We start from the raw sequence: 23352 nt of genomic DNA, 5'->3' as shown, positions 1-23352 counted from the left end.
AAGGAATGCAGAGTATGTTAAATTTCTTTAAGAAAAATAAAAAAGAAGATGCTAATGAAAAAGACAAAAAAGGACTATATCAAAAATTAAAAGATGGATTAACTAGGACAAGAAATAATTTTACGGCAAAAATTGATGGCATTTTGTCTTTAGGAAGGAAAATAGATGACGAATTATTTGAAGAATTAGAAGAAATTTTAATTTTAGCTGATGTTGGTGTAATCACGACTGAAAAAATTATAGATAATATTAAGATTAAAGCAAAGGAACAAAAAATAAAAGAAGCCGATAAGATAAAGGATCTACTTGCAGAAGAAATATACAACATCATGGATGCTAATGAAAAACCATTCAATATAACATCTCCAGCTATGATTTTAATTGTCGGAGTTAATGGTGTAGGTAAAACAACCACAATTGGCAAGCTTGCTAATAAATATAAAAATGAAGGTAAGAAAGTTTTGCTTGTGGCTGCAGATACATTTAGAGCTGCAGCAATAGATCAATTAGAAGTTTGGGCAAGCAGAAATAATTGCGAAATAATAAGACATGAAGAAGGTTCTGATCCAGCATCAGTAGTATTTGATGGTATAAAAGCGGCAAAGGCGAGAGGCGCTGACATAATTTTGTGCGATACAGCAGGAAGGCTCCACAACAAAAAAAATCTCATGGAGGAACTAAAAAAAATATATAGAGTAGCTCAAAGGGAATTTGATAATTCAAATATTGAGACTTTATTAGTTTTAGATGCTACAACGGGTCAAAATGCGGTACAGCAAGCAAAAATCTTTAAAGAAGCAGTAAATGTAACTGGAATTATTTTGACGAAGCTTGATGGCACAGCGAAAGGCGGCATTGTAATATCGATAAAATCCGAGCTTGATATACCAGTAAGGTTTATTGGGGTGGGAGAAGGAATAGACGACCTTCAAGAATTTGATTCAGAAAAATTTGTTAGAGCATTGTTTGAGTGATCTTATCAAATGAAAGATTATAAGCCAGGTTTTCACCTGGCTTAGTTACTATTGTTAGAGCGTTTATTTAATATGTAAAACAAGTATGACGCAATCAATTAATAAAATTCTCGACAGTATCTTTTTTTTAAGTTGACATTTTGTATTACATAAATATTTGTGTGAGACCTTTTTATAATTTTTACGTCTTTTATTATAGATGCAGTTTATGTGTGAGGTTAAAATGGATTATCCAGATCTTGAATATTTATGCGATAGAACGTGGCCGTTATTATTTAAATACGTCTATTATAGAGTGAATGATGTGGATGATACAAATGATATTGTTCAAGAAACATATTTGAGGGCAATTAAAAATTTTGAAAACGTGCGGGATAAAAAATCCTTTTTGCCTTATTTAAAAAGCATTGCTAAGAATATTATGATAGATAAATACAGGGAAAAGAAAATAAGTGATATACATTTTAATGAAATGAATGTGGAGATGTTTTCTGATAACGTAATGTTAGAAGAATATGTTGTAAATCTTGAAGAGAAAGATCGTCTTTATTCTTGCCTATTGTCTTTGCCTGAAAAATATAGAACAGTTACAGAACTTCGCATTATAGAAGGTCTCAGCCTAAAAGATTGCGCAAAGATATTGGGCAAGAGTACATCAAGCATAAAAAATATTCAGTATAGAGCAATAATTAAATTGCGTGAATTGATGAAAAAGGAGGCATTGCGAAATGAATAGTGATGACCTTAATAGGCTTATTGATGAATTAAATATTAACAGTAAATCGGCTTTTGATGATGAAGAAATGATATCACTGCTAAAAAATTTAAAAGATTTAAAAGACACGTATTATAAAGACAAAGATGTGATAAAAAGCATCAAAGCTAAAAGAAAGAGGAAGTCATCGCTTATTGCTGCCACCTTGATATTTTTCACATCAATACAATTATTTAATTTACCTTTAGTAGGCACCAAAATCGGAGATGGTACCTTATCACCATCTTATAACATCGTTTATGCAATGCAGAAGACCTATAATAGTGTGAAAACCATAGTACTTGATACAAGCATAGTAGAGACAAATATAAAAAATAATAAAGTGATAAAAAAGGAGTTCTGGAAAGAAATATATGCAGGGCCATTAAGCTATCGAATGGAGGGGTGTGATCAAATATTGATTGCTGATGGCACTAAGACACTGAACTATGATAAAAAATTGAAAAAAGGTGTTTTAAAATGGACTAATCCATTGGCATCACCTGTGTTGGAACTAAAATCGCAAGTGGATGATATATATAAATATGGTAATTATAAACTGGTTGGAAGTGAAAATTTAGACGGTATCGATACTAATGTAATTAAAGTTGAGACAGAAATAAAAAAAAGTAAAGCAAAAGTTAGAATAAAAACAGACACATACTGGATTGACAAAAAGACAAATTTTATAGTTAAACATGAAGAACTAAACGGAGATGTCAAAAAAATAGTAACATATAATATAGATTTCAATACATTAGTAAATAAGGATGATTTAAAGCCAAATTTGCCAAAAGATGTATATGTATATAATACTTTTGACAACATGTATATATTTAACTCAATAGAAGATGCTAAAAAAGCATCAGATTTTGATTTAATTATACCTGATAAACTTCCCACAGGCTTAAAATTCTTCAATGCATGGAAATACAAAAAAGATCCTAATCCATCTAATCCTTATAATCACTCTATTCAATTGTGCTATTACAATGAAGATTACACTAAAGTAGTTTATATAGAAGAGTTTAAAAAAGGCGATAAAATACTTATAAAAATTTCTACAAATTTCGTACATGGTGAACTAAAACCTACAATAGATGACTTAAAATCAAAGTACAGAAATATTGATATTACTCTGTCAGAGTCAAGTGTTTATTGATTAATACTGAAAGGATTCTTTATAAAAATTAGTGCAATTCTATATTTTGCAGCACGGGATTTTGTGGTGAATCAATATGGTATGTGTGTGAGTCATTCTTATGACTTAAACGTCTTTATATACAGGAGGTTATGCAGGAACTATATAAAAACAGGGGTTGATAGAAATGAAGGTATATATACATTTAGCATTAGCATATCTGAAAAAACAAAGAGGAAGGACGATTGCTTTAGTATTAGGTGTCGCCTTGGCAGTAATGCTTGTATTTGGTACTAACGTTATATTTGAAAGCCAGAGCAGAAACCAGCTTGCTAATATTTACAAAATGTATGGAACATATCAGGGCATATTTACTAATCTAAATAAAGACTTGACTGAGAAAATAAAAAATGATAAAGACGTAAGTAAATCTGCAGTAGCAGCTAATCTAGGAAATCTTGTTACTGATAATGGTATTTCAATGATATTAAATTCAACAGACAAAGACTACATAGAAATGAGTGGATACACTCTTATAAAAGGACATTTACCTAATAAACAAGGAGAAATAGTATTAGAATCACAGGCTTTAAAAAAGATGGGACTTAAAGAAAAGCTGGGTGAGACAATAAATTTTAAAATCAAAAGGGAATATAAAGATGAAAACGGCCTGAACCAAATATACATGGAAAACAAGTCCTTCAAATTGGTGGGGATATTAGATAAGCCCAAACAATATTATGAGGGGTACTATTCACTGAGAGGATTTACATACTTTAAAGAAGGCGAAAATAATGTATTGCCTGACAATCTTATAACATATGAGGAAATTGTTAAGCTAAAATCAAATGCAAACCTGTCGGGAAAATTAAATCAAATAAGAGAAAGGTACAATATAGGGAGACAGGACTATGAAGTAAATAGCCAGCTAATAGCAGCCCTTAATGATTTTAGTGCTCAAAGCACAAATGCTTTTACATATCAGTTTAATATATTGATAGTAATTACAGCGATTCTTCTTATATATAACATGTTTAACATATCTTTAATAGACATGATAAAACAAATAGGTATGATGAGGGCTATAGGGTCGTCAAAGAAACAAGTGAGACTGATAATAGGATTTCAAAGCTTATTTATTCTCATCATTGGATTAGTTCTTGGTCTTTTGATGGGAATTGCATTTTCCTACTTTGGAATTAAACTGTATAGCTTTGTATCTACTAATATAGATGTATCAGAATCATCAGTATACATAAGCATGAAAAACGTATGGAATGCTGTAAAAGTTGGAGCCTTAACTGTCATAGTTTCAAGCATAATACCGATATGGATATCAGGCATGATATCACCAATAGAAGCTATGAGAAAGAGCGATAGATCAGGTGGAAAGCAAAGAAATAGAGGATACCATAAGTTTATAAAAAAGATATCTGGTATAACAGGTGAGATGGCATATAAAAATGTGTGGAGAAATAAGTGGAGGACTATAATAATAGTTGTATCAGTAGCAATGGCAGGATATTTATTTATAAATGATATCGCAGTTGTTAATAAGGAAAGTTTAATTAGTGCAATGTCTATTACAATTACTAACATGCAGGATAATGATTTTAAACTATCATTTGGTACAAATACAGAACCTTATTTTACAGGTTATACAAATGATGATGTAAAAGCCATATCTCAGATAGAAGGAGTGAAAAAAGTAGGTACAAAAGTATCTATGATAGGGTTTTTAGAATCTGATGTAAATGATTTAGATAATGACTTTAAAAAGTACAATGGAATTTCAAATACAAATAAAAATGTGGAAACAACGATAGAAGTAAAAGGCTATGATGATGATCAGTTGCAGGGATTTAAGAAGTATATAGATAAAGGGTACATGTCATCACTGAATAATTCATCAGATAAATATCCAAATGCAGTTGTGTATAACTATTATTATGATATTTTAAATAACCATAAGCTCGAAGGAATTAGAAAAGATTTAAATGTAGGTGATATCATAACCATAAGGATTCCTGTTGCCAAAGGTGATAAGATAACATATGAAGAGCAAAATGTCAGAGTAGGTGCACTACTAAAACAGGAATGGATATTTAGAGGGGATAGTACGCGAGGAAGGTATATGGAGGTAATACTTCCTCAGAAATACTTAATGACCATTTCAGGGAAAAGTACATATGAACAGATCAGTGTGCAGTCTAAACCGGGAAAGGATACTTATGTGTATAATAGAATAAACAAGATTTTAGAGAATAAGCCATTTGCAGAAATGGAAAGTAAGCTAAGCTATATTGAGACATATAAAAACTTTGGTACTCGAAAATTAAAATCCGATTTTTTGATTGTATCACTAATACTGCTAATAGCAGGCATGAATGTATATAATACGCTAAAAACCAACTTATTGATACGTACAAATGAGTTTTCCACACTTAGAGCAATAGGCATGACAGTCAAGCAGCTTAAAAGCATGATAATAAAAGAATCGATTATTTATGGCCTTTTAAGCAGCATAATAGCGGCTTTAATAGGTGGATATAGAGTTTATAGATTTTATAAAATGCTAAATGAAGACTATAGCCATGGATTTGGTGCTACTCATTTGCCTCAATTTAAATTTCCGGTTATACCAATACTATTGTACAGTGCTATAGTTATAGTTATATGCATATTGTCATCTTATGTATCTGCAAAGAAAGTAGAAAAGCTTAATATAGTAGAAGGCTTAAATATAACCGAATAAAAGATGAGGTGGAGATTATGAGCATATTAGAGACAGTAAAATTGACTAAGATATACGGTAAAGGTGACAATAAAGTAGAGGCTTTAAAGGAAGTATCAGTTTCTATAGAAAAGGGAAAATTCACTACTATAATAGGCCCCAGCGGTTCAGGTAAGAGTACGCTGCTTCACTGCATGGCAGGACTAGATGTGCCTACATCAGGTGAAGTATTATTAAATGGTGAGAATATATTTAATCTATCAGAAGAAAAACTTTCGATACTGAGAAGGCGAAACTTCGGATTTGTATTTCAAAGCTTTAACCTTATACCAGTTATAGACGTGTATGAAAATATAACATTGCCAGTATCATTAGATAATAAAAAAATAGATAAGGACTACATATCGGAAATAATAGAAATTTTAGGACTAGAGAGCAAGATAAAAAGCTTTCCAAATGAACTCTCAGGAGGACAGCAGCAAAGAGTAGCAATAGCAAGGGCACTATCAAACAAACCAGATATAATATTTGCAGATGAACCAACAGGTAATTTAGACAGTAAAACAGCGGATGAAGTGATGAAATTCTTTAAACTCTGTGTAGAAAAATTTGGACAGACTTTGATTATGGTAACTCATAATAAAGATATAGCAGCATCAGCAGATGTATGCATAACAATACAAGATGGCAAGATTCTAAGCTACTTGAACAATTAGGAGGGTATTTTTACAGCTTGATTGCAATGAAAGCAAAGGTTTGTTTATAAGTCTTAATTCTTCAAGAGAACTTTTAGGAATGGCTTTAATTAAGTCTCTGCATACTTTTTTGCTGGGGACTTTATGTCATTTAATTTTTGTGTACGCATTATCATATCTCAATTGGTCCATGTGAAGAAAGCGAGTATTTCCTTGAATTACAGAATCAGTCATAAAGTCAATAACTTCGGCTGGCTGAAAGACAGCATTTGGCGCTTTTTTAAAGGATAATATACTTGAAAGAATTTTATCAAAGCCGATTTTTTCTTTGAATGCTTGTATATATGTGAAGGTTACATTATTTGATACTGTAAAATTGTCAAAAATTGTTGGTAAAATATATTTTAAAAACCCCTTTTCTCTTGTAAGATTAAGTGTTAAACCCATATTATGGAGATTCTCCTTTCTGTTAATTTTTTTGTTTGACACTTAAATTTTATCAGAAAAAGGAGAATTTCCATATATTTTTATATTTTTTGTAAAAAATTTTTTCACATTTTTTAGTCTTTAAATAGCTCTATTTGGACATTTTGTAAATTCATCTGCTGAATCCAAGTTTAATAAAAGTAAGAATAAATATGTTGAAATCAAAGGCTTTAAAGATTTTTAATTAAATATTGAAGTGTGTTTTATGTTCCCGCAGACTTATTGTTTGGGGAATTTTCTGTTTGAGGAGGTAAAGAATTTTCACAGTATTAGATATTTGCGAAAAGGTGTGGGAATTTGTGTACTTGTTCACAAAGATACAATTGATTGTTAATTATGAAAAAAATATAAAAATTTTTTTATAAAAAACAGTAACAAATCTTTTAAAAATTTGTCTTATATTGTGAGAGAGTAAATTTGAAAGTTTTACGGGAGATTTATATGGGAAATATGCAAATATATGATGAAATACTTCATTCATACAAAAGATGCGTAGAAGCAGGGCTTACAAGTTCGATTGCACATCCTGCAATAATTTCAAGAGGAAATGATTTGCAAATCAGATTAAAGAAAAATATGACATTAATTGAGACATTTAAAAATGTTGTTGGCAATATTTTAAGGAGCTTAAAGGATAAATACATATTTTTATTAACTGACGATGAAGGATATCTTTTGGATACGATGTGTCATGAGAAAATCCTATGTCACATCAATTTTGACTGTTCAATTGGCATATCTTTTAAAGAAGAAGCCATAGGTACAAATGCCATATCAATGGCGATGAAACTAAAAAGATTAGTATATTTGGAACCCCAGTATCATTATTGTGACATTCTAAAAAAATGGCATTGCATTGCTGCTCCAATAATTGTAGATGAAAAAATAATAGGATATTTAGATGTTTCAACGATAGAAAAAGATATGACAGAAGAAATGAATGTGGTTGTCGAATTGCTTTCAGATAAAATTGCCAATGAATATAAAAACTGTTTAAAGAATTCTGAACTAGTAAACAAAAATATAGATTTTACAGACAAACAAATAAAAATATTGATAATGCTTGCAAAAGGCTATAAAGAATTGACAATATCAAGAGAACTTGGGATTAAACCAGTTACTGTAAAATATCATAAGAAGAAAATAATTGAGAAACTATGTGTAAAAAGCATTCAAGAAGCAATAGTAGAGGCAACAAAGTTAAATTTAATAGATATTGAATAAACTAGACTATATCTTTGTATAGTTTTTTGGTTTTTATGTAAAAACTATACAAAGATATAGTAGACATTGGAAATTTATCATTGTAAAATGAAAATAGAGAAATCAATTCGTTAAAGAATTGATTAAATATTTAATATCAAAGGGAGCATAGCTGACATCTACTTCATGTAAGGCAGAACGAAGGAATTAAGGACAAAGATCCTGTGAGACATGGGAGGGTATGACACATGAGCTTAAGTGGAATCCATAAGCCAAAATATGGAAAAAACAATAGAAGCTTATTTAGGTTACTTATCACATGTAAAATTCATAAATAAATAGCATTAATATAAATGAGAGCTTCTTTGAAGATCGTGAGAATCTGAGAATGAGTGAGATATTAAAAGAAAATTAAAAATTATAAATGGAGGGCGGTGTACATGTGAACCCTTCAAAAATTGTTTTTAGTAATTATACGCATACCATTGAATATGATAACAACGTTGTAATATATAATAGAAAAAGTGGACAATGGATTAGAATATCAAAAGGAAGTATATGATATATTTAAATATGTTGTAAATAATAGATTAGATATTGAGGAATTAAATAACTGCATAATAGATAATGAAGATAAAAAATTTATAACAGAAGTTTATAATAGACTTCTTAATAAAAAGCTTATTAATAATACTTTTGAATCTAATAATATCAAGTCAATTGGTTTTGAACTAACTAATAGATGTAATTTAAAATGTATTCATTGTTGTATAGATGCAGACATTACTCATAGATATGAACTTTCAACACGCTTCGTTCATATACAAAAATTTACTTCGTGAGTTTTCAGACTGTACTTTTATTGACAACTCCAAATGGTTAATTGGGACTTCCTCAAAAAACTAAAGAAAAGCGAAAGGAGGTACACATCATGTTAAATATAAGGTCACCGGATACATTATCAGGCAACAAAAAAGGCTCCAATTTATCCACCTAATTCTGACCACTTAAAGTCTTTGATTAAGAGGATATTAGAGAGCCTTGCACTACAAAGATACACCCAAAGGGGTGTAAAGTCAATCATAAAAAAACAAGGAGGAATATTGCAATGAAACGTACAGTTACATTTTTGATAGTAGTATGTATGCTCGTATTAAGTCTCTCATCCGCATTTGCAGTAAGTGTTAATGATAAAGTTGATAACTCTCAGACAGTTGTCAATTTGCTTGTCGATTCAATCAACAAAGGCGATTGGAAAACTTATGTTGATCTACAGGCAAATATAAATCGAGAAGGTATTCAAGGGTTTATCAATGACGCTGATAATGCAAAGAATGGGTTGGGTATATTTAATGTAAAATCAGCAAAAATTAAGGAAATGAAAGCCCTTTCAGATGATGTGGTTGCCCAATTAACTAATCTATCCCAGTATAAACAGCAGTATAATGAAGTTCAGGCATATTTGGTTGGGATAGATTACAGAGTAAAAAAAGAGAACAAATATTTCTTCAATGGAGTAAATTATAACTTAGTAGTGTTGGGCAAGGAAGCCGACAATTGGAAAGTAATTGAAATGTCAGATGCTCCATTGGAAATACTTATACCCGCTGGTTATGGATTTGGCAGCGAAGATGAGAAGGAAGCACTGAAAATAATTAAAGCTCGAATCAATGGTGATATTGTTAATAAAGAAGGAAAGCTTATTGAAAGTAATAAAGCCAGTTACCGCGGCATTCAAATTGAAAAAGGAATAAACTCTGCAGATATACAAGAAGCTCCAATGGGAGTGTTATCAACAGGCGATCACGTACGTCCTGATTACATAAGGGTTTATCATGATCGTTCTTCATCGGATCCCAATTACCACAAAACAATAAGTACAGATTTCTACTATTATGTAAAAAACGTACTTCCCAATGAATGGTATTCAACTTGGCCTTCGGAATCGTTAAAAGCAGGTGCAATGGCTGTTAAAATGTACGGCTGGTATCATGTTTACCATCCAAAGTGGCCTTCGCTTAATGCTGACGTAAAAGATACAACAGCAGACCAAGTGTTTATTGATAATACAGAGGTAAGTTCCACTACAACTGCAATAAATAATGTTGGAGGCGTAGGGTTAGAAAATTCAAGTGGAGCTGTTTTTGAAACACAATACTTGGCAGGTACACAAGGACAGCCTGGAACACAAAGCTCAGGTAAAATGTCTCAATGGGGGACAAAATATTGGGCTGACCAGGGAACAAAAACTTATATTCAAATGTGCCACTATTACTACGATAACTCTGATAAGTCATCGGGTGCAATAGCGACATTCTCGTATTAAAAGTAAGCTGATATGCGTTGAAAGATTCCCTTTTAAGTGGTTCTTTCAACGCGTATAATATTAATTAAGTAAAATTATTACAAAACGGAGGCATATAAATGAATCGATTCTTTATTTTGCTATTTTCAGTCATATTCTTGTTGAGTTTTACATCTTGTTCAAATGAAACCAAAAAACTTAACACTAATCCTGAACAGCAATTGAATCAATCCCAAAATACACAATTGAAACAAAACATTCAAACCGATCTTTATCAAATCTCAATTCCAAAAGAATGGACAGCAGAGAAATTAGATGGGAATATACTTGCATTTAAGAAAGAAAACAAAAAGATAGGTGGACTGGATATTATAGGATATTATCCAGAACAACCAATTTCACAGCTTGAGCCAAACCATTCAGAAGTTATCGAATCAAAAACACTTGAAGGATTTTTTACGGAAGTAGTGAAGGAAAAACTTAAAATTACACCCCCGGCTGCATCTGGTGAAACAACTGTAACCGAGCAGGTACACCTGTTTTTTATTATCAAGGAAAAAAAGATTGCTTATGACCTATATTTTAATACTGCTGATGTTGATGAACAAACCGCTTTGAACATTGCAAAAAGTTTAAAATTAAAATAATATATAATAGCTTTATACCGGGATTTGGTATGGCGGAGAAAGTTACTTGTTGATAATTTGGCACTTCAACGTTTTGCGCTTGGCTATTAATATAACCAATTATGCTATGGATATTCAATAAGTATTTCCCGTTTGATGGTCAAAACACTAAATTTTAAGCCAATCCAGATAATTTGCAATATATGAATCCCGCTGTCTTTGACGAAAAAAGCAAGGGTATCCTTTAATATCTCATTTGCACGGCGTAGCTCTGCATTCTCTTTTTCAAGCTCATTTTCCCGGCTGCTTTGACTTTGTGTACGTTTATTTTCGTTTCCAACATGTGCTTTCTCATTGTACTTCTTACGTTTCTGTCTCCATCCTGAAAGGGTATCATATGGGATACCCAGCTGTTCTGATGCTTTGGCAAGCCCAATTTCGTCTGATAATTTAACAGCTTCTTCCTTAAATGTTTTTCATAGGCAGTCATTGTACATTCCTCACTTTCATACATTAATAATTTTATCGTATTTCGTGAGTTTTGTGACTGCATTTTTATTATAGTACTCCAAATAATATACTCCAATTTTGAGTATATTATTTTTTGTATCAGGTTAACCACAATATAGAATAAAAAACTTGACAAAATAATTTTTCTCATATAAAATTTATCTGTAAAGCTCAGTACCTTAACAGGTGGTATTTATGAATACAGATTTTGTGGAAATGAATGTTTTATTTGATTTTTACGGCTCGCTACTTACAGGTAAACAGATGGATATATTTAAAATGTATTATATGGATGACTATTCATTAGGCGAGATATCGCAGGAGCTTAATATTTCGAGACAGGGTGTTTACGATTCGCTCAAAAGGGCCGAGAGTGTATTAAGATTTTACGAAGAAAAGTTGGGACTTGTCAAAAAGTACAATATTGAAAGTGAGAGAATAAATAAAATAAAGTTCATCATAGATAAAGCTAAAAATGATATTTCAGATGAAAAAGCTTTAAAAGTTTTAGACGACATACAAAAAGAGCTAGAGGGAATAGAATTGTAAAGAAGATATTTTAGGAGGTTTTTTAATGGCTTTTGAGAGTCTTACTGGAAAGCTTCAGGATATATTTAAAAAGCTTAGAGGTAAAGGAAAGTTAAGTGAAAAAGATGTAAAAGAAGCGATGAAGGAAGTCAAAATAGCACTTCTAGAAGCTGATGTCAATTTTAAAGTTGTTAAAGAATTTATAAATACTGTTACTGAAAAGTCTTTAGGACAAGAGGTAATGGAAAGCCTTACGCCTGCGCAGCATGTCATAAAGATCGTCAATGATGAATTGACAGCTTTGATGGGCTCTAAAGAAAGCAAGATTAATTTCAGCGATAAGCCTCCGACAATTATTATGATGGTTGGGTTGCAAGGTTCCGGTAAGACGACGACAAGTGGCAAACTTGCTAATTATTTAAAATCTAAAGGTAAAAATCCCGTTCTTGTTGCATGTGATATATATAGACCGGCAGCCATTAAACAGCTTCAAGTTGTCGGATCATCTATCAATGTACCGGTGTTTTCTATGGGTGACAAAACGACACCTGTTGATATTGCAAAAGGTGCTGTTGACTTTGCCAAAAACAATAATTATAATGTTGTAATAATTGATACGGCTGGAAGACTTCATATCGATGAAGAACTTATGGATGAGCTTAAAAATATAAAAGATGCTGTAAATCCAAATGAGATACTTCTGGTTGTGGACGCAATGACTGGTCAAGATGTCGTCAATGTGGCAGAGTCATTTAATGAAAAGCTTGATATAGACGGTGTTATATTAACAAAACTGGATGGCGATACGAGAGGTGGTGCAGCATTATCAGTAAAGGCTGTTACACATAAGCCTATTAAATTTATAGCATCGGGAGAGAAGTTAACTGATATAGAAGTATTTCATCCCGACAGAATGGCATCAAGGATTTTGGGCATGGGCGATGTCCTGAGTTTAATTGAAAAAGCTCAGTCCCAAATAGATGAAAAAAAAGCATTAGAGCTTCAAAAAAAGATTTTAGAGCAGCAGTTTTCTTTCGATGATTTCCTTGAGCAGCTGCAGGGGCTGAAAAATATGGGTCCGATAGATCAGCTGTTTTCTATGATACCTGGTGTAAATATGTCAAAATTAAAGGGTGTAAATGTAAGTGATAAGGCTATAAAAAGAATTGAAGCAATAATTCAATCAATGACTAAGGAAGAAAGACAAAATCCTTCTATCATCAATGGCAGCAGAAAAAAGAGGATAGCTGCAGGCAGTGGTACATCCATTCAACAAGTAAATAGTCTGATAAAGCAATTTGAGCAGACTAGAAAAATGATGAAGCAGTTTACGGATTTAGGCAAAAACATGAAAATTGGCAAAAGAAGAATGCCATTTTTCAGATAAATATAATTCACATAAGAAGGAGGTGATAAAGTGGCAGTTAAGATTAGGTTAAAAAGAATGGGAGCTAAAAAATCTCCATTTTATAGATTTGTTGTGGCTGATTCAAGGTCTCCACGTGATGGTAGATTTATAGACGAAATTGGCTATTATAACCCAGTATCAAATCCAAAAGAAATAAAAATTGATTCAGAAAAAGCTATAAAATGGTTAAAAGTTGGAGCACAGCCATCTGACACGGTTAGGGCTCTATTCAAAAAAGAAGGTATATTTGATAAAATTAATAATTAAAATCTCTGTTTTAGGAAGGGATAATCTATGGGCGAATTGGTAAAGTTCATTGCAAAATCTCTTGTTGACAATCCTGATGCAGTGCAGATTAATGAAATTGAAGGCGAGCAGTCAATAATCATAGAGTTAAAAGTTGCACCAGAAGACATGGGAAAAGTTATTGGAAAACAAGGGAGAATTGCAAAAGCTATTAGAACAGTTGTTAAAGCGGCTGCAACAAAGGAAAAGAAGCGCGTTGTTGTAGAAATAATTTAGGTGATTTTCATGGATGATTATTTATCCGTAGGTAAGATAACATCTGCATACGGTGTAAATGGAGAAGTAAAAGTTTTTCCTCTTACAGATCATTTAGATAGATTTTATGATTTAGACTATGTTTATATATTTGAGGAAACAGGTAAAACTTCTTTAAATGTTGAAACAGTCAGATTTATAAAAAATCTTGTGATTGTAAAATTTAAAGAAATAAATGATAGAAATGAAGCAGAAAAATTAAAAGGCAAGTTGATAAAGATAAAAAGAGACAATGCTGTAAAGCTGGATGATGATGAATATTTTATCAAAGACTTGCTAAACATGAAAGTATATACAGATGATCAAAAAGAATTAGGCATATTAAAGGATGTATTAAAAACCGGTGCAAATGATGTCTATGTTGTAAAAACCGATGAGAGAGATATTTTGATACCTGCCATAAAAGATGTAATAAAAAAGGTTGACATTAAAGAGCGTAAAATGACAGTCCACCTTTTGGAGGGACTATAATGATATTCAATGTTTTGACGATTTTCCCTGATATGTTTGAAGGAATACTTAGAAATAGCATTTTAAAAAGGGCTATTGAAAGAGATTTGATTAAAGTAAATTTGGTTAATATCAGGGACTATTCAAAGGATAGACATAAAAAAACGGATGATTACCCATATGGTGGCGGGTATGGCATGGTTATGATGGTTCAACCAATATACGATGCAATTAATGCTGTCAAATCATCTAAAGATATGCCGGTTTTTTATATGGGCCCTAAGGGGAAAAAGTTTGATCAGAAAAAAGCTGTAGAAATTTCAAGATATGATGAAATAATACTATTGTGTGGACATTATGAAGGAATTGACGAGAGGGCGTACTCAGTGATAGATGAAGAGATATCAATGGGAGATTTCATCATGACTGGTGGCGAAATAGCTGCAATGGCAGTTATTGATTCTGTATCAAGGTTGATACACGGTGTTTTGCCACAAGATGAAAGTTTTATGGATGAGTCTTTCTATAACGGTTTACTAGAATATCCTCAATATACGCGACCAGAAAATTTTAACGGTATGGAAGTGCCTAAAGTGTTACTGTCTGGTAATCATGCGGAGATAGCTAAATGGAGAAGACAGAAGTCTTTAGAACTTACATTAAATTTACGCCCTGATCTCTTGGACAAGAAATATTTAACCAAACAAGATATTGATTATCTTATGCAAATAGGGTATTCAGATATTTGAAAGGAGGGGAAAAAATGAATTTAATTGATATTGTTGAAAAAGAACAATTGAGAGAAGTACCTCAGTTTAATGTAGGAGATACTGTAAGAGTACATTATAAAGTTATTGAAGGTGACAAGGAAAGAATACAGGTCTTTGAAGGAGTTGTGATTAAAAGAAGCGGTGGCTCACTGAGAGAGAATTTTACTGTAAGACGTATTTCTTATGGTGTTGGTGTAGAAAGAACATTTCCACTTCACTCACCTAGAATTGAAAAGATAGAAGTAGTAAGAAAAGGCAAAGTAAGAAGAGCTAAACTTTATTATGTAAGAGATAGAGTTGGTAAAGCTGCTAAAATTCAAGAGAAAAAGTAAAGGGGACTTGATTAGTCCCTTTTTCAATATATGGAGGAACTTATGTATCAATGGTATCCAGGCCATATGGCAAAAACGAAGCGTTTAATTGAAGAAAATTTAAAAATAGTCGATATTGTGTATGAATTAATTGATGCAAGAATTCCTAAAAGTAGCAGAAACCCTCTTATAGATGAATTGGTAAAAAATAAAAAACGACTTATTCTGCTTAATAAAGCTGACTTATCTGATTCTGCTGTTAATAAAATGTGGAATGAATATTTTAAAAAGCTAGGGATTGCAAGCCTTAATATAAATTCATTGAATAGCAGCAGTATTAAAGAAATATATGAATTGACTTTAAAAGAATGTAGCAATATAATAGATAGAAAAAGACAAAAGGGAATAAAGGCCAAATTAAGGGCAATGATAGTGGGTATACCTAATGTGGGCAAATCAACACTTATAAATTCGCTATCAAAAACAAAAAGTGCAAAGACAGGCAATAAACCAGGGGTAACAAAAGCAAAACAGTGGATACGGACTCCTTACTTTGATTTGTTGGACACGCCTGGAATACTGTGGCCAAAATTTGAAGATGAGCATGTTGGAATTATGCTGGCATTGACAGCTGCAATTAAAGATGAATTGTTGAACCATGAAGAATTGGCATTTAGTTTACTAAAAATTTTAAAACAAGAGTATCCAGAGCTTTTGATGCAAAGATATAAGATTCAAAATATTGACATTGATTTGTATGACTTATTAAGAGAAATAGGCAAAATGAGAGGCTGTTTATCGTCTGGTGGGCATATTGATACGGAGCGTACATCAAAAATTATTGTAGAAGATTTTCGCACAGGCAAACTTGGGAAGATATCTCTTGAAAGGCCTGATTAGGGGGATTTTGATGCTATCTATAACAAAAAGCATGGCAATCATGGGCATCGATGGATATATAGTAGATGTGGAAGTTGATATATCCAATGGACTTCCGTCATTTGATATTGTTGGACTGGGAGATACAGAAATAAAAGAGTCAAGAGATAGGGTAAGAGCTGCCATAAAAAATAGCGGTTATGAATTTCCAGTAGAAAAAATCACTGTTAATTTAGCGCCTGCAAACACAAAAAAAGAAGGTACATCATTTGATTTGCCCATTGCTATAGGTATACTTATCTGTACAGGGCAAGTGAAACCTGTTGGTAGTGATACGGTTTTGCTGGGAGAGCTATCACTTGATGGCTCTTTAAGACCTATAAAAGGTGCTTTACCTATGGCAATGGATGCAAGGTCATACGGAGTAAAAAGGATAATCTTACCTAACAATAATGCAAAAGAAGCTGCTGTAACAAAAGAAATTCAGGTGATACCCGTAAAATCATTAAATGATGTAGTTGAATACATTAATGGCACAAAACCAATTGAGCAGGTAAAAATAGATATTGATGAATACTTTAAAAGAGAAAAGTATGATATAGATTTTTCTGACGTAAAGGGGCAGGAAAATGTAAAAAGAGCTTTCGAAATAGCTGCTGCTGGTGGGCACAATATAATGTTGGTAGGACCGCCAGGCTCAGGAAAGACTATGCTGGCAAGAAGATTTCCAACAATACTACCTGAAATGACTTTAGAAGAGGCTTTAGAGGTGACAAAGATACATAGTATAGCAGGGACACTGCCTGAAAATGCATCTTTAATAACAAATAGGGTTTTTCGTGCTCCTCACCATACAATTTCGACAGTTTCGTTAATTGGTGGTGGTAGAATTCCAAAACCTGGTGAAGTTTCATTGGCACATTATGGCGTTTTATTTCTAGATGAATTTCCTGAGTTTAGAAGGGATGCTATAGAAGCACTTAGACAGCCGTTAGAAGATGAGTTTGTAACGATATCTAGAGTAAATGCAACTTTTACATATCCTGCTAAGGTAATTCTAATTATTGCTTTAAATCCATGTCCATGCGGCTATCTAGGTGATTCGACTCACGAGTGTAGGTGTACGCCAAATGAAATAAGGCGCTATCAAAATAAGATTTCAGGCCCACTGCTTGATAGGATTGATTTGCATGTGGAAGTGAACCGCGTCGACAAGCAGAAGTATTTTGAAGACAATAATAACATTGAAACATCAGAGGTAGTTAGGAATAGAGTAAAAAAAGCAAGGGAGATACAATTGCAAAGATATCGTGGGAGCGGTATATTTTTCAATTCTCAGTTAAAGAATAATATGATAAAAAAGTATATAAAGCTTGATGAAAAAACGACTGAAATGATTAAAGATTACTTTGACAAGCTAGGTCTAAGTGCCAGAGCATATAATAAAATAATAAAAGTCGCAAGAACGATTGCGGATTTGGACGGGAGTATTGATGTTAAATATGAACATGTGGCGGAAGCATTTCAATACAGGAATTTAAGCAATAAATATATAAGCAATTAAAGCAAAGAGGTGTGATATATGCAGAGAGTTTTTTCAGGTGTACAACCAACAGGTGATATTCATATAGGCAATTATCTCGGTGCAATGAGGCAATTTGTAAAGCTTCAAAATGATTACAGCTGTTTATTTTGCATTGTTGATCTACATGCATTAACTGTTCCGCAGGATCCAGAAACTTTAAGAAAAAAATCTATAGAATTGGCGGGTCTTTATCTTGCAATAGGTCTTGATCCTAAAAAAGTAATCATATTTGTACAATCACATGTTCCAGAGCATCCAGAGCTTGCATGGCTGCTTCAATGTATGACTTATTTCGGCGAATTAAGTAGAATGACACAATTTAAAGATAAAAGTAAAGGAAAAGAGACCGTTTCAGTTGGATTATTCACATATCCAGATTTGATGGCTGCCGATATATTGTTATATGATACAAATTTTGTTCCTGTCGGCAATGACCAAAAACAGCATTTGGAACTAACTAGAGATATAGCTATAAGGTTTAATAACAGATTTGGTGAAACTTTTGTGGTGCCAGAGCCGATGATTTTGAAGACAGGTTCGAGAATAATGAGCTTGACTGAACCTGATAAAAAGATGAGCAAGAGCAGTGAAAATCAATATAGCAAAATAAACCTATTAGATGAACCTTCTCAAATCAAGAAAAAGATCATGAGGGCAGTAACTGATTCAGAAAATGTAATAAGATATGACCCAGAAAATAAGCCTGGCTTAAGTAACTTATTAACGCTGTACAGCTCATTTACAGATATAAGCATTGAAGAAGCAGAAGCGAGATTCAAAGGACAAGGATACGGCACATTAAAAAAAGAACTGGCAGACGTAATAGTAGAGAGGCTTTCTGAAATTCAGAATAATTACAAGAATTTAGATTTAAATTATATTAACGAAATTTTAAAAGAAGGAGCTGAAAAGGCCAGCAGTATAGCAAAGGTTACTATAGAAAGAGTCAAGGATAAAATGGGACTATTGCCTATAAAGTAAAAGCATTCTTGATATGATTTATGTTATTTAGTTTAAATGTTTTTGGGTCAATTAATATTTCAATGACATCAAATCTAGATAAATAATTTGCGTACTTTTTATTATACGATAAAAAAGTTTCTGCAACTTTAATTATTTTATTTTTTTGTAGTAGTTTACTGCTTCTTTTGGATAGCCGAATTTTGTAGAAGTTCTAGTCTTAACTTCTACAAAGATTAGGCTATTTTTATTAAGAGCTATAATATCGATCTCTCCAATAGGACATCTAAAATTTTTACTAACAACGACATATCCAGATTTCAACAGATATTTTTCAGCGATGCTCTCTCCTAGATTACCTAATATTTTGTTATTCATATATTCGATTCTCCTATTATCTTTTTTAAAAATGTTTTTCTATGTATTGGACACGGGCCGTATTTTTTTATCGCTTCAATATGTTCTTTTGTTCCATAGCCTTTATTTTTTTTAAAGCCATATTGTGGATATAATTCATCATATTTTTTCATCAAGTTGTCTCTTTCTACTTTTGCTATTATAGATGCTGCAGCGATAGAAATACTTTTCATATCGCCTTTTATAATAGGCTTTTGCATTATGTCTATATTTGGTATTTTTACAGCATCAATTAATAAACAGTCAATTTCTACATCAATTTTTGAGATAGCGATTCTCATAGCTTCATAAGTCGAATTCAATATATTGACGCTGTCAATGTATTCATTATCTATTATTCCTATTCCATAAGCAATGGCATTCTTTTTAATAACTTCTGATAATAATTCTCTTTTTTCTTCGCCTAATTTTTTTGAATCATTAACATCCGGTATAAATACGTCTTTAGGAAGTACAACACATCCAGCAACGACAGGTCCAGCTAATGGCCCTCTGCCAACCTCGTCTACGCCCCCTATTGCCTTGTAGTTTAATTTGTAAAGTTCTCTTTCGTATTGTGTCAAATTCTCTATTCTTAATCTTTCCTTATCAAACCATTTTAAAGCATTATCATTTAATTTTAAACCATCAATATTCAAACCGTAATTGTATATATGTTCTTTTAAGCTTTTTATGTTTAATGACTGTTCAGACATTTTTATCACCCAACTTATTCTTATTCGACAAAAATATATAAAATACCTTCTTTTATTTTTTTCTTTTTATTATTATAATGATAATGTTTAAATATTTAATTTGAGGTGTAATAATGGATAAAAACAAAATTTACTCTATATGGCTTAGTTCAGTCAACAATGTAGGTGCAAAGACTTATAAGAAGCTGATAGATTACTTTGAAAGTGCAGAAAATGTCTATAAATCTGATAATGAAGAGCTGAAAAATGTTGTTAATAATATCAGAGTGTATAAAAATATATTAGATGCAAAGAAAATAAACCCTTATGCATATGCCGAAAGATTGAACAAAGAAAAAATAAAAGTTCTGTTGATAGATGATGATGAATATCCAAAATTATTAAAAGAAATATACGATGCTCCGCAAGTTTTATATGTAAAAGGCGATATTAAAGAATCTGATGAGCTATCAATGGCAATAGTTGGCTCTAGAAATGCCACATCATATGGAAAATCAGTATCAGAAAAATTTTCTTATGAATTATCGAAACATGGATTTACAATAGTAAGTGGAATGGCTAGAGGAATTGACAGTCTAGCGCATAAAGGAGCAATCAAAGCAGGTGGTAGAACTATAGCTGTACTGGGGTGTGGAGTAAATATAGTATATCCAGAAGAAAATAAGAGATTGATGGAAGATATAATTTCAAATGGAGCAGTTGTGTCGGAATATCCACTTGATTATCTACCTCTTGCCGGGAATTTTCCTGCAAGAAACAGGATAATAAGCGGATTGTCTCTAGGAGTTGTAGTAGTTGAAGCAGGGGTTAAAAGTGGCTCTCTAATTACTGCAAAATTTGCATTAGAACAAGGAAGAGATGTATTTGCGGTACCAGGATTTATTACCAGTGCTTATAGCAAGGGAACAAACGAATTAATTAAGCAGGGTGCAAAATTGGTGACGAGTAGCAGTGACATACTTGAGGAATATAATTTTAGAGAAGATATAAAAGCAAGAATAAATGATCAATTGATTAATACACTAAGCAGTGAAGAGAAAAAATTATACATGGCGATAGTAGATTGCCCAAGAGATATAGAAGAATTAGTTGAAATAATGAAATTTCCTGTATCTAAAGTAAATTATCTTTTATCATCATTGTTGTTTAAAGGGCTTATTGTTAGATTACCTGGCAATAAATATGAAAAAAGTTTTGATTAATCCTACAAGTTTGATATAATAAATTAATGTTTTGGAGGTATCGAAATGGAAAAATCATTGGTAATAGTTGAATCACCCTCAAAGGCTAAAACAATACATAAATATTTAGGAAAAAATTATAAAGTTGAAGCCTCGATGGGGCATATAAGGGATTTGCCAAAAAGTCAGCTTGGCATAGATATTGAGAAAAATTTCGAGCCCAAATATATAACGATTCGTGGCAAAGGACCAATAATAGAGAAATTAAAAAAAGAAGCAAAAAATGCTTCGAAAATTTACCTTGCGACAGACCCTGATAGGGAAGGGGAAGCTATATCATGGCATCTTGCTAATCTTTTAAATATAGATGTCAATGATAAATGCAGAATAGAGTTTCATGAAATAACAAAAAATGCGATACAAAATGCTATTAAAAATCCTCGAAAGATAAACATGAATTTAGTTGATGCGCAGCAAGCCAGAAGAATACTTGACAGGCTTGTAGGCTACAATATTAGCCCATTGCTGTGGAAAAAAATAAAAAGAGGTCTAAGCGCTGGAAGAGTTCAGTCAGTTGCCACAAGATTAATTTGTGATAGGGAAAAAGAAATAGAAGAATTTAAGCCTGAAGAGTATTGGAGCTTATCTGCTTTTTTGTATAAGGAAAAGAAAACGCAGTATTTCGAAGCAAAGTTTTATGGAACAAAAGATGGAAAAATAGATTTAAAAAATGAAAATGATGTAAATAACATTATAAAAGATTTGGCAGATGATTACATCGTAGATAATGTCAAAACAGGCACTAAAAAGAGAAATCCTTCTCCTCCATTTATAACAAGTACGATGCAACAAGAAGCTTCTAAAAAGCTTGGATTTACTGCAAAAAAGACTATGATGATTGCGCAACAATTATACGAAGGAGTTGAAATAAAAGGGGAAGGAAGTCTAGGCTTAATAACTTATATGAGAACAGATTCTACAAGAATATCTGAAGAGGCTAAAAAAGCTGCATATGAATATATACTGCAAAAATATGGGAAAGAATATGCAAATCCTAATACAACATATACAAAGAAAGGAGGAAATATTCAGGATGCTCATGAAGCTATACGACCTACATATATAAACTTAGATCCGGACCAGATTAAAGATTCATTAAAACCAGATCAATATAAGCTATACAAATTAATATGGAGCCGGTTTTTAGCAAGCCAGATGTCACAAGCTCTATATGATACGATAACTATGGATATTATTAATAAAAATTATATCTTTAAAGCAAGCGGCTCTAAACTAAAATTTGCGGGATTTATGACGGTATATATTGAGGAAGCAGATACTGAAAATATTGAAGAAAAAACACTTCCGCTACTTGAAAAAGGAGATCACTTAAAATTGAAGGTGTTAAAGCCTGAACAGCATTTTACACAGCCTCCTGCTAGATATACTGAGGCCACTTTGATAAAAGAACTAGAAGAAAAAGGAATAGGAAGGCCCAGCACGTATGCTCCTATAATATCTACACTGCTTGAAAGAGGATATGTAATAAAAGAAAAGAAAAACTTAAAGCCAACTGAATTGGGTTTTATCGTAACAGACGTGATGAAAGAATTTTTTCCAGATATTGTGGATGTAAAATTTACTGCCGAAATGGAAGAACAACTTGATAAGATAGAAGAAGGTATAGAAAAATGGTGCGATGTAATTGATGGATTTTATAATAATTTTAATGATTCCTTAAAGGTTGCAGAGGAGCAGATGAAAGACATTGAAATAAAAGATGAAGTTACAGATATAAAATGTGAATTTTGCGGTAGAAATATGGTTATAAAATATGGGCGATATGGCAAATTTTTGGCTTGCCCGGGATTTCCTGAATGCAAAAACACTAAACCGCTATATGAAGAAACAGGAATAATATGCCCTAAATGTGGAGGGAAAATAATTGTTAAGAAAAGTAAAAGAGGAAAGACATACTATGCTTGTGAAAATTCATCTCAGTGTGGTACTATGTTTTGGGATAAGCCAATAAATGAAACATGCCCTAAATGTGGAAATTTACTTATGGAAAAATATATCAAAGGAAATAAGGTAATTAAATGTAGTAATTGCGATTATGTAAAGTAATTTAAATATATAAAAAATTTTGAAATATTATTGAAACATTATAAATTTTGTG

The 23352-nt window shown here is 32.1% G+C and carries 23 protein-coding genes and 1 pseudogene; 20 read left to right on the top strand and 4 right to left on the bottom strand.

Going from position 1 to position 23352, the window contains the following annotated elements; genetic code table 11:
- The first annotated feature begins 14 nt into the window (after nt 1-14).
- From ftsY to TTHE_RS07355, 5 genes are all read left to right on the top strand, one after another.
- Entirely contained in the window at nt 15-974 is a 960-nt protein-coding gene (ftsY, locus tag TTHE_RS07375; RefSeq protein ID WP_013297964.1) for a signal recognition particle-docking protein FtsY, read from the top strand.
- Between the two features lie 223 nt (nt 975-1197).
- The gene (locus TTHE_RS07370) at nt 1198-1710 is read left to right on the top strand and encodes an RNA polymerase sigma factor (RefSeq protein WP_013297963.1); all 513 of its coding nucleotides are present in this window, start codon (nt 1198-1200) and stop codon (nt 1708-1710) included.
- Nucleotides 1703-2890, top strand: coding sequence for a LolA family protein (locus TTHE_RS07365; RefSeq protein ID WP_013297962.1), 1188 nt, complete (start codon nt 1703-1705; stop codon nt 2888-2890). The genes TTHE_RS07370 and TTHE_RS07365 overlap by 8 nt, the downstream gene beginning before the upstream one ends.
- 166 nt (nt 2891-3056) lie before the next feature.
- Nucleotides 3057-5624, top strand: a complete 2568-nt coding sequence (locus TTHE_RS07360) for an ABC transporter permease (RefSeq protein ID WP_013297961.1) — start codon at nt 3057-3059, stop codon at nt 5622-5624.
- Between the two features lie 17 nt (nt 5625-5641).
- Nucleotides 5642-6319: an ABC transporter ATP-binding protein gene (locus TTHE_RS07355; RefSeq protein WP_013297960.1), complete on the top strand. Its 678-nt coding sequence runs from the start codon at nt 5642-5644 to the stop codon at nt 6317-6319.
- An 18-nt stretch (nt 6320-6337) separates the two neighbouring features.
- Here TTHE_RS07355 and TTHE_RS07350 read toward each other — a convergent pair.
- Nucleotides 6338-6745: pseudogene (locus tag TTHE_RS07350) on the bottom strand (IS1380-like element ISTps2 family transposase); the annotation flags it as partial.
- 480 nt (nt 6746-7225) lie between these two features.
- On the opposite strand from TTHE_RS07350, the gene TTHE_RS07345 reads away from it, so the two are divergent.
- The 3 genes from TTHE_RS07345 to TTHE_RS07330 all read left to right on the top strand — a co-directional run bounded on the left by TTHE_RS07345 (nt 7226) and on the right by TTHE_RS07330 (nt 10939).
- Nucleotides 7226-8008: a LuxR C-terminal-related transcriptional regulator gene (locus TTHE_RS07345; RefSeq protein ID WP_013297959.1), complete on the top strand. Its 783-nt coding sequence runs from the start codon at nt 7226-7228 to the stop codon at nt 8006-8008.
- A gap of 1087 nt (nt 8009-9095) precedes the next feature.
- Nucleotides 9096-10313 carry a SpoIID/LytB domain-containing protein gene (locus TTHE_RS07335; RefSeq protein ID WP_013297957.1) on the top strand — a complete coding sequence of 406 codons (1218 nt, stop codon included), beginning with the start codon at nt 9096-9098 and terminating at the stop codon, nt 10311-10313.
- Between the two features lie 98 nt (nt 10314-10411).
- A complete protein-coding gene (locus TTHE_RS07330) occupies nt 10412-10939 on the top strand; it encodes a hypothetical protein (protein ID WP_013297956.1) in 528 nt (175 codons plus the stop codon).
- Nucleotides 10940-11162: 223 nt separating this feature from the next.
- Here the strand turns inward: TTHE_RS07330 and TTHE_RS13965 are convergent, their stop codons facing one another.
- Nucleotides 11163-11408, bottom strand: coding sequence for a hypothetical protein (locus TTHE_RS13965; protein ID WP_155812171.1), 246 nt, complete (start codon nt 11406-11408; stop codon nt 11163-11165).
- Nucleotides 11409-11623: 215 nt separating this feature from the next.
- Here TTHE_RS13965 and ylxM point away from each other — a divergent pair, with 215 nt between their 5' ends.
- The 10 genes from ylxM to trpS are packed head-to-tail and all read left to right on the top strand — an operon-like array spanning nt 11624 to nt 18901.
- Complete coding sequence (gene ylxM / locus TTHE_RS07320) at nt 11624-11977, top strand: YlxM family DNA-binding protein (RefSeq protein WP_013297955.1); 354 nt, start codon at nt 11624-11626, stop codon at nt 11975-11977.
- A 25-nt stretch (nt 11978-12002) separates the two neighbouring features.
- Nucleotides 12003-13343: a signal recognition particle protein gene (ffh, locus tag TTHE_RS07315; protein WP_013297954.1), complete on the top strand. Its 1341-nt coding sequence runs from the start codon at nt 12003-12005 to the stop codon at nt 13341-13343.
- 30 nt (nt 13344-13373) lie between these two features.
- Nucleotides 13374-13631, top strand: a complete 258-nt coding sequence (rpsP, locus tag TTHE_RS07310; protein ID WP_013297953.1) for a 30S ribosomal protein S16 — start codon at nt 13374-13376, stop codon at nt 13629-13631.
- A 27-nt stretch (nt 13632-13658) separates the two neighbouring features.
- Complete coding sequence (locus TTHE_RS07305) at nt 13659-13886, top strand: KH domain-containing protein (protein ID WP_013297952.1); 228 nt, start codon at nt 13659-13661, stop codon at nt 13884-13886.
- Nucleotides 13887-13895: 9 nt separating this feature from the next.
- On the top strand, nt 13896-14396 hold the full coding sequence (gene rimM / locus TTHE_RS07300; RefSeq protein WP_013297951.1) for a ribosome maturation factor RimM: 501 nt from the start codon (nt 13896-13898) through the stop codon (nt 14394-14396).
- On the top strand, nt 14396-15124 hold the full coding sequence (trmD, locus tag TTHE_RS07295) for a tRNA (guanosine(37)-N1)-methyltransferase TrmD (RefSeq protein WP_013297950.1): 729 nt from the start codon (nt 14396-14398) through the stop codon (nt 15122-15124). Before rimM ends, trmD begins: the two co-directional genes overlap by 1 nt.
- Before the next feature lie 14 nt (nt 15125-15138).
- Nucleotides 15139-15477, top strand: a complete 339-nt coding sequence (rplS, locus tag TTHE_RS07290) for a 50S ribosomal protein L19 (RefSeq protein ID WP_013297949.1) — start codon at nt 15139-15141, stop codon at nt 15475-15477.
- A 42-nt stretch (nt 15478-15519) separates the two neighbouring features.
- The gene (gene ylqF, locus TTHE_RS07285) at nt 15520-16356 is read left to right on the top strand and encodes a ribosome biogenesis GTPase YlqF (protein ID WP_013297948.1); all 837 of its coding nucleotides are present in this window, start codon (nt 15520-15522) and stop codon (nt 16354-16356) included.
- A gap of 10 nt (nt 16357-16366) precedes the next feature.
- On the top strand, nt 16367-17899 hold the full coding sequence (locus tag TTHE_RS07280) for a YifB family Mg chelatase-like AAA ATPase (RefSeq protein ID WP_013297947.1): 1533 nt from the start codon (nt 16367-16369) through the stop codon (nt 17897-17899).
- 18 nt (nt 17900-17917) lie between these two features.
- Entirely contained in the window at nt 17918-18901 is a 984-nt protein-coding gene (gene trpS / locus TTHE_RS07275; protein ID WP_013297946.1) for a tryptophan--tRNA ligase, read from the top strand.
- A gap of 132 nt (nt 18902-19033) precedes the next feature.
- On the opposite strand, the gene TTHE_RS15140 is transcribed toward trpS, so the two are convergent.
- Together TTHE_RS15140 and TTHE_RS07265 are read right to left on the bottom strand one after the other, a co-directional pair.
- The gene (locus tag TTHE_RS15140; RefSeq protein WP_231292625.1) at nt 19034-19258 is read right to left on the bottom strand and encodes a YraN family protein; all 225 of its coding nucleotides are present in this window, start codon (nt 19256-19258) and stop codon (nt 19034-19036) included.
- Nucleotides 19255-19992 (bottom strand): ribonuclease HII, encoded by a 738-nt coding sequence (locus TTHE_RS07265; protein ID WP_013297945.1) that lies wholly within the window; start codon nt 19990-19992, stop codon nt 19255-19257. Before TTHE_RS07265 ends, TTHE_RS15140 begins: the two co-directional genes overlap by 4 nt.
- A 113-nt stretch (nt 19993-20105) precedes the next feature.
- On the opposite strand from TTHE_RS07265, the gene dprA reads away from it, so the two are divergent.
- Both dprA and topA read left to right on the top strand, forming a co-directional pair.
- Nucleotides 20106-21194, top strand: a complete 1089-nt coding sequence (gene dprA, locus TTHE_RS07260; protein WP_013297944.1) for a DNA-processing protein DprA — start codon at nt 20106-20108, stop codon at nt 21192-21194.
- A 45-nt stretch (nt 21195-21239) separates the two neighbouring features.
- The gene (gene topA, locus TTHE_RS07255) at nt 21240-23300 is read left to right on the top strand and encodes a type I DNA topoisomerase (protein ID WP_013297943.1); all 2061 of its coding nucleotides are present in this window, start codon (nt 21240-21242) and stop codon (nt 23298-23300) included.
- Nucleotides 23301-23352 lie beyond the last annotated feature (52 nt).

Source organism: Thermoanaerobacterium thermosaccharolyticum DSM 571 (assembly GCF_000145615.1).
Taxonomy (GTDB): Bacteria; Bacillota; Thermoanaerobacteria; order Thermoanaerobacterales; family Thermoanaerobacteraceae; genus Thermoanaerobacterium; species Thermoanaerobacterium thermosaccharolyticum.
The sequence above is the reverse complement of the archived record's forward strand: the minus strand, read 5'-3'. Positions and strand labels throughout refer to the sequence as shown.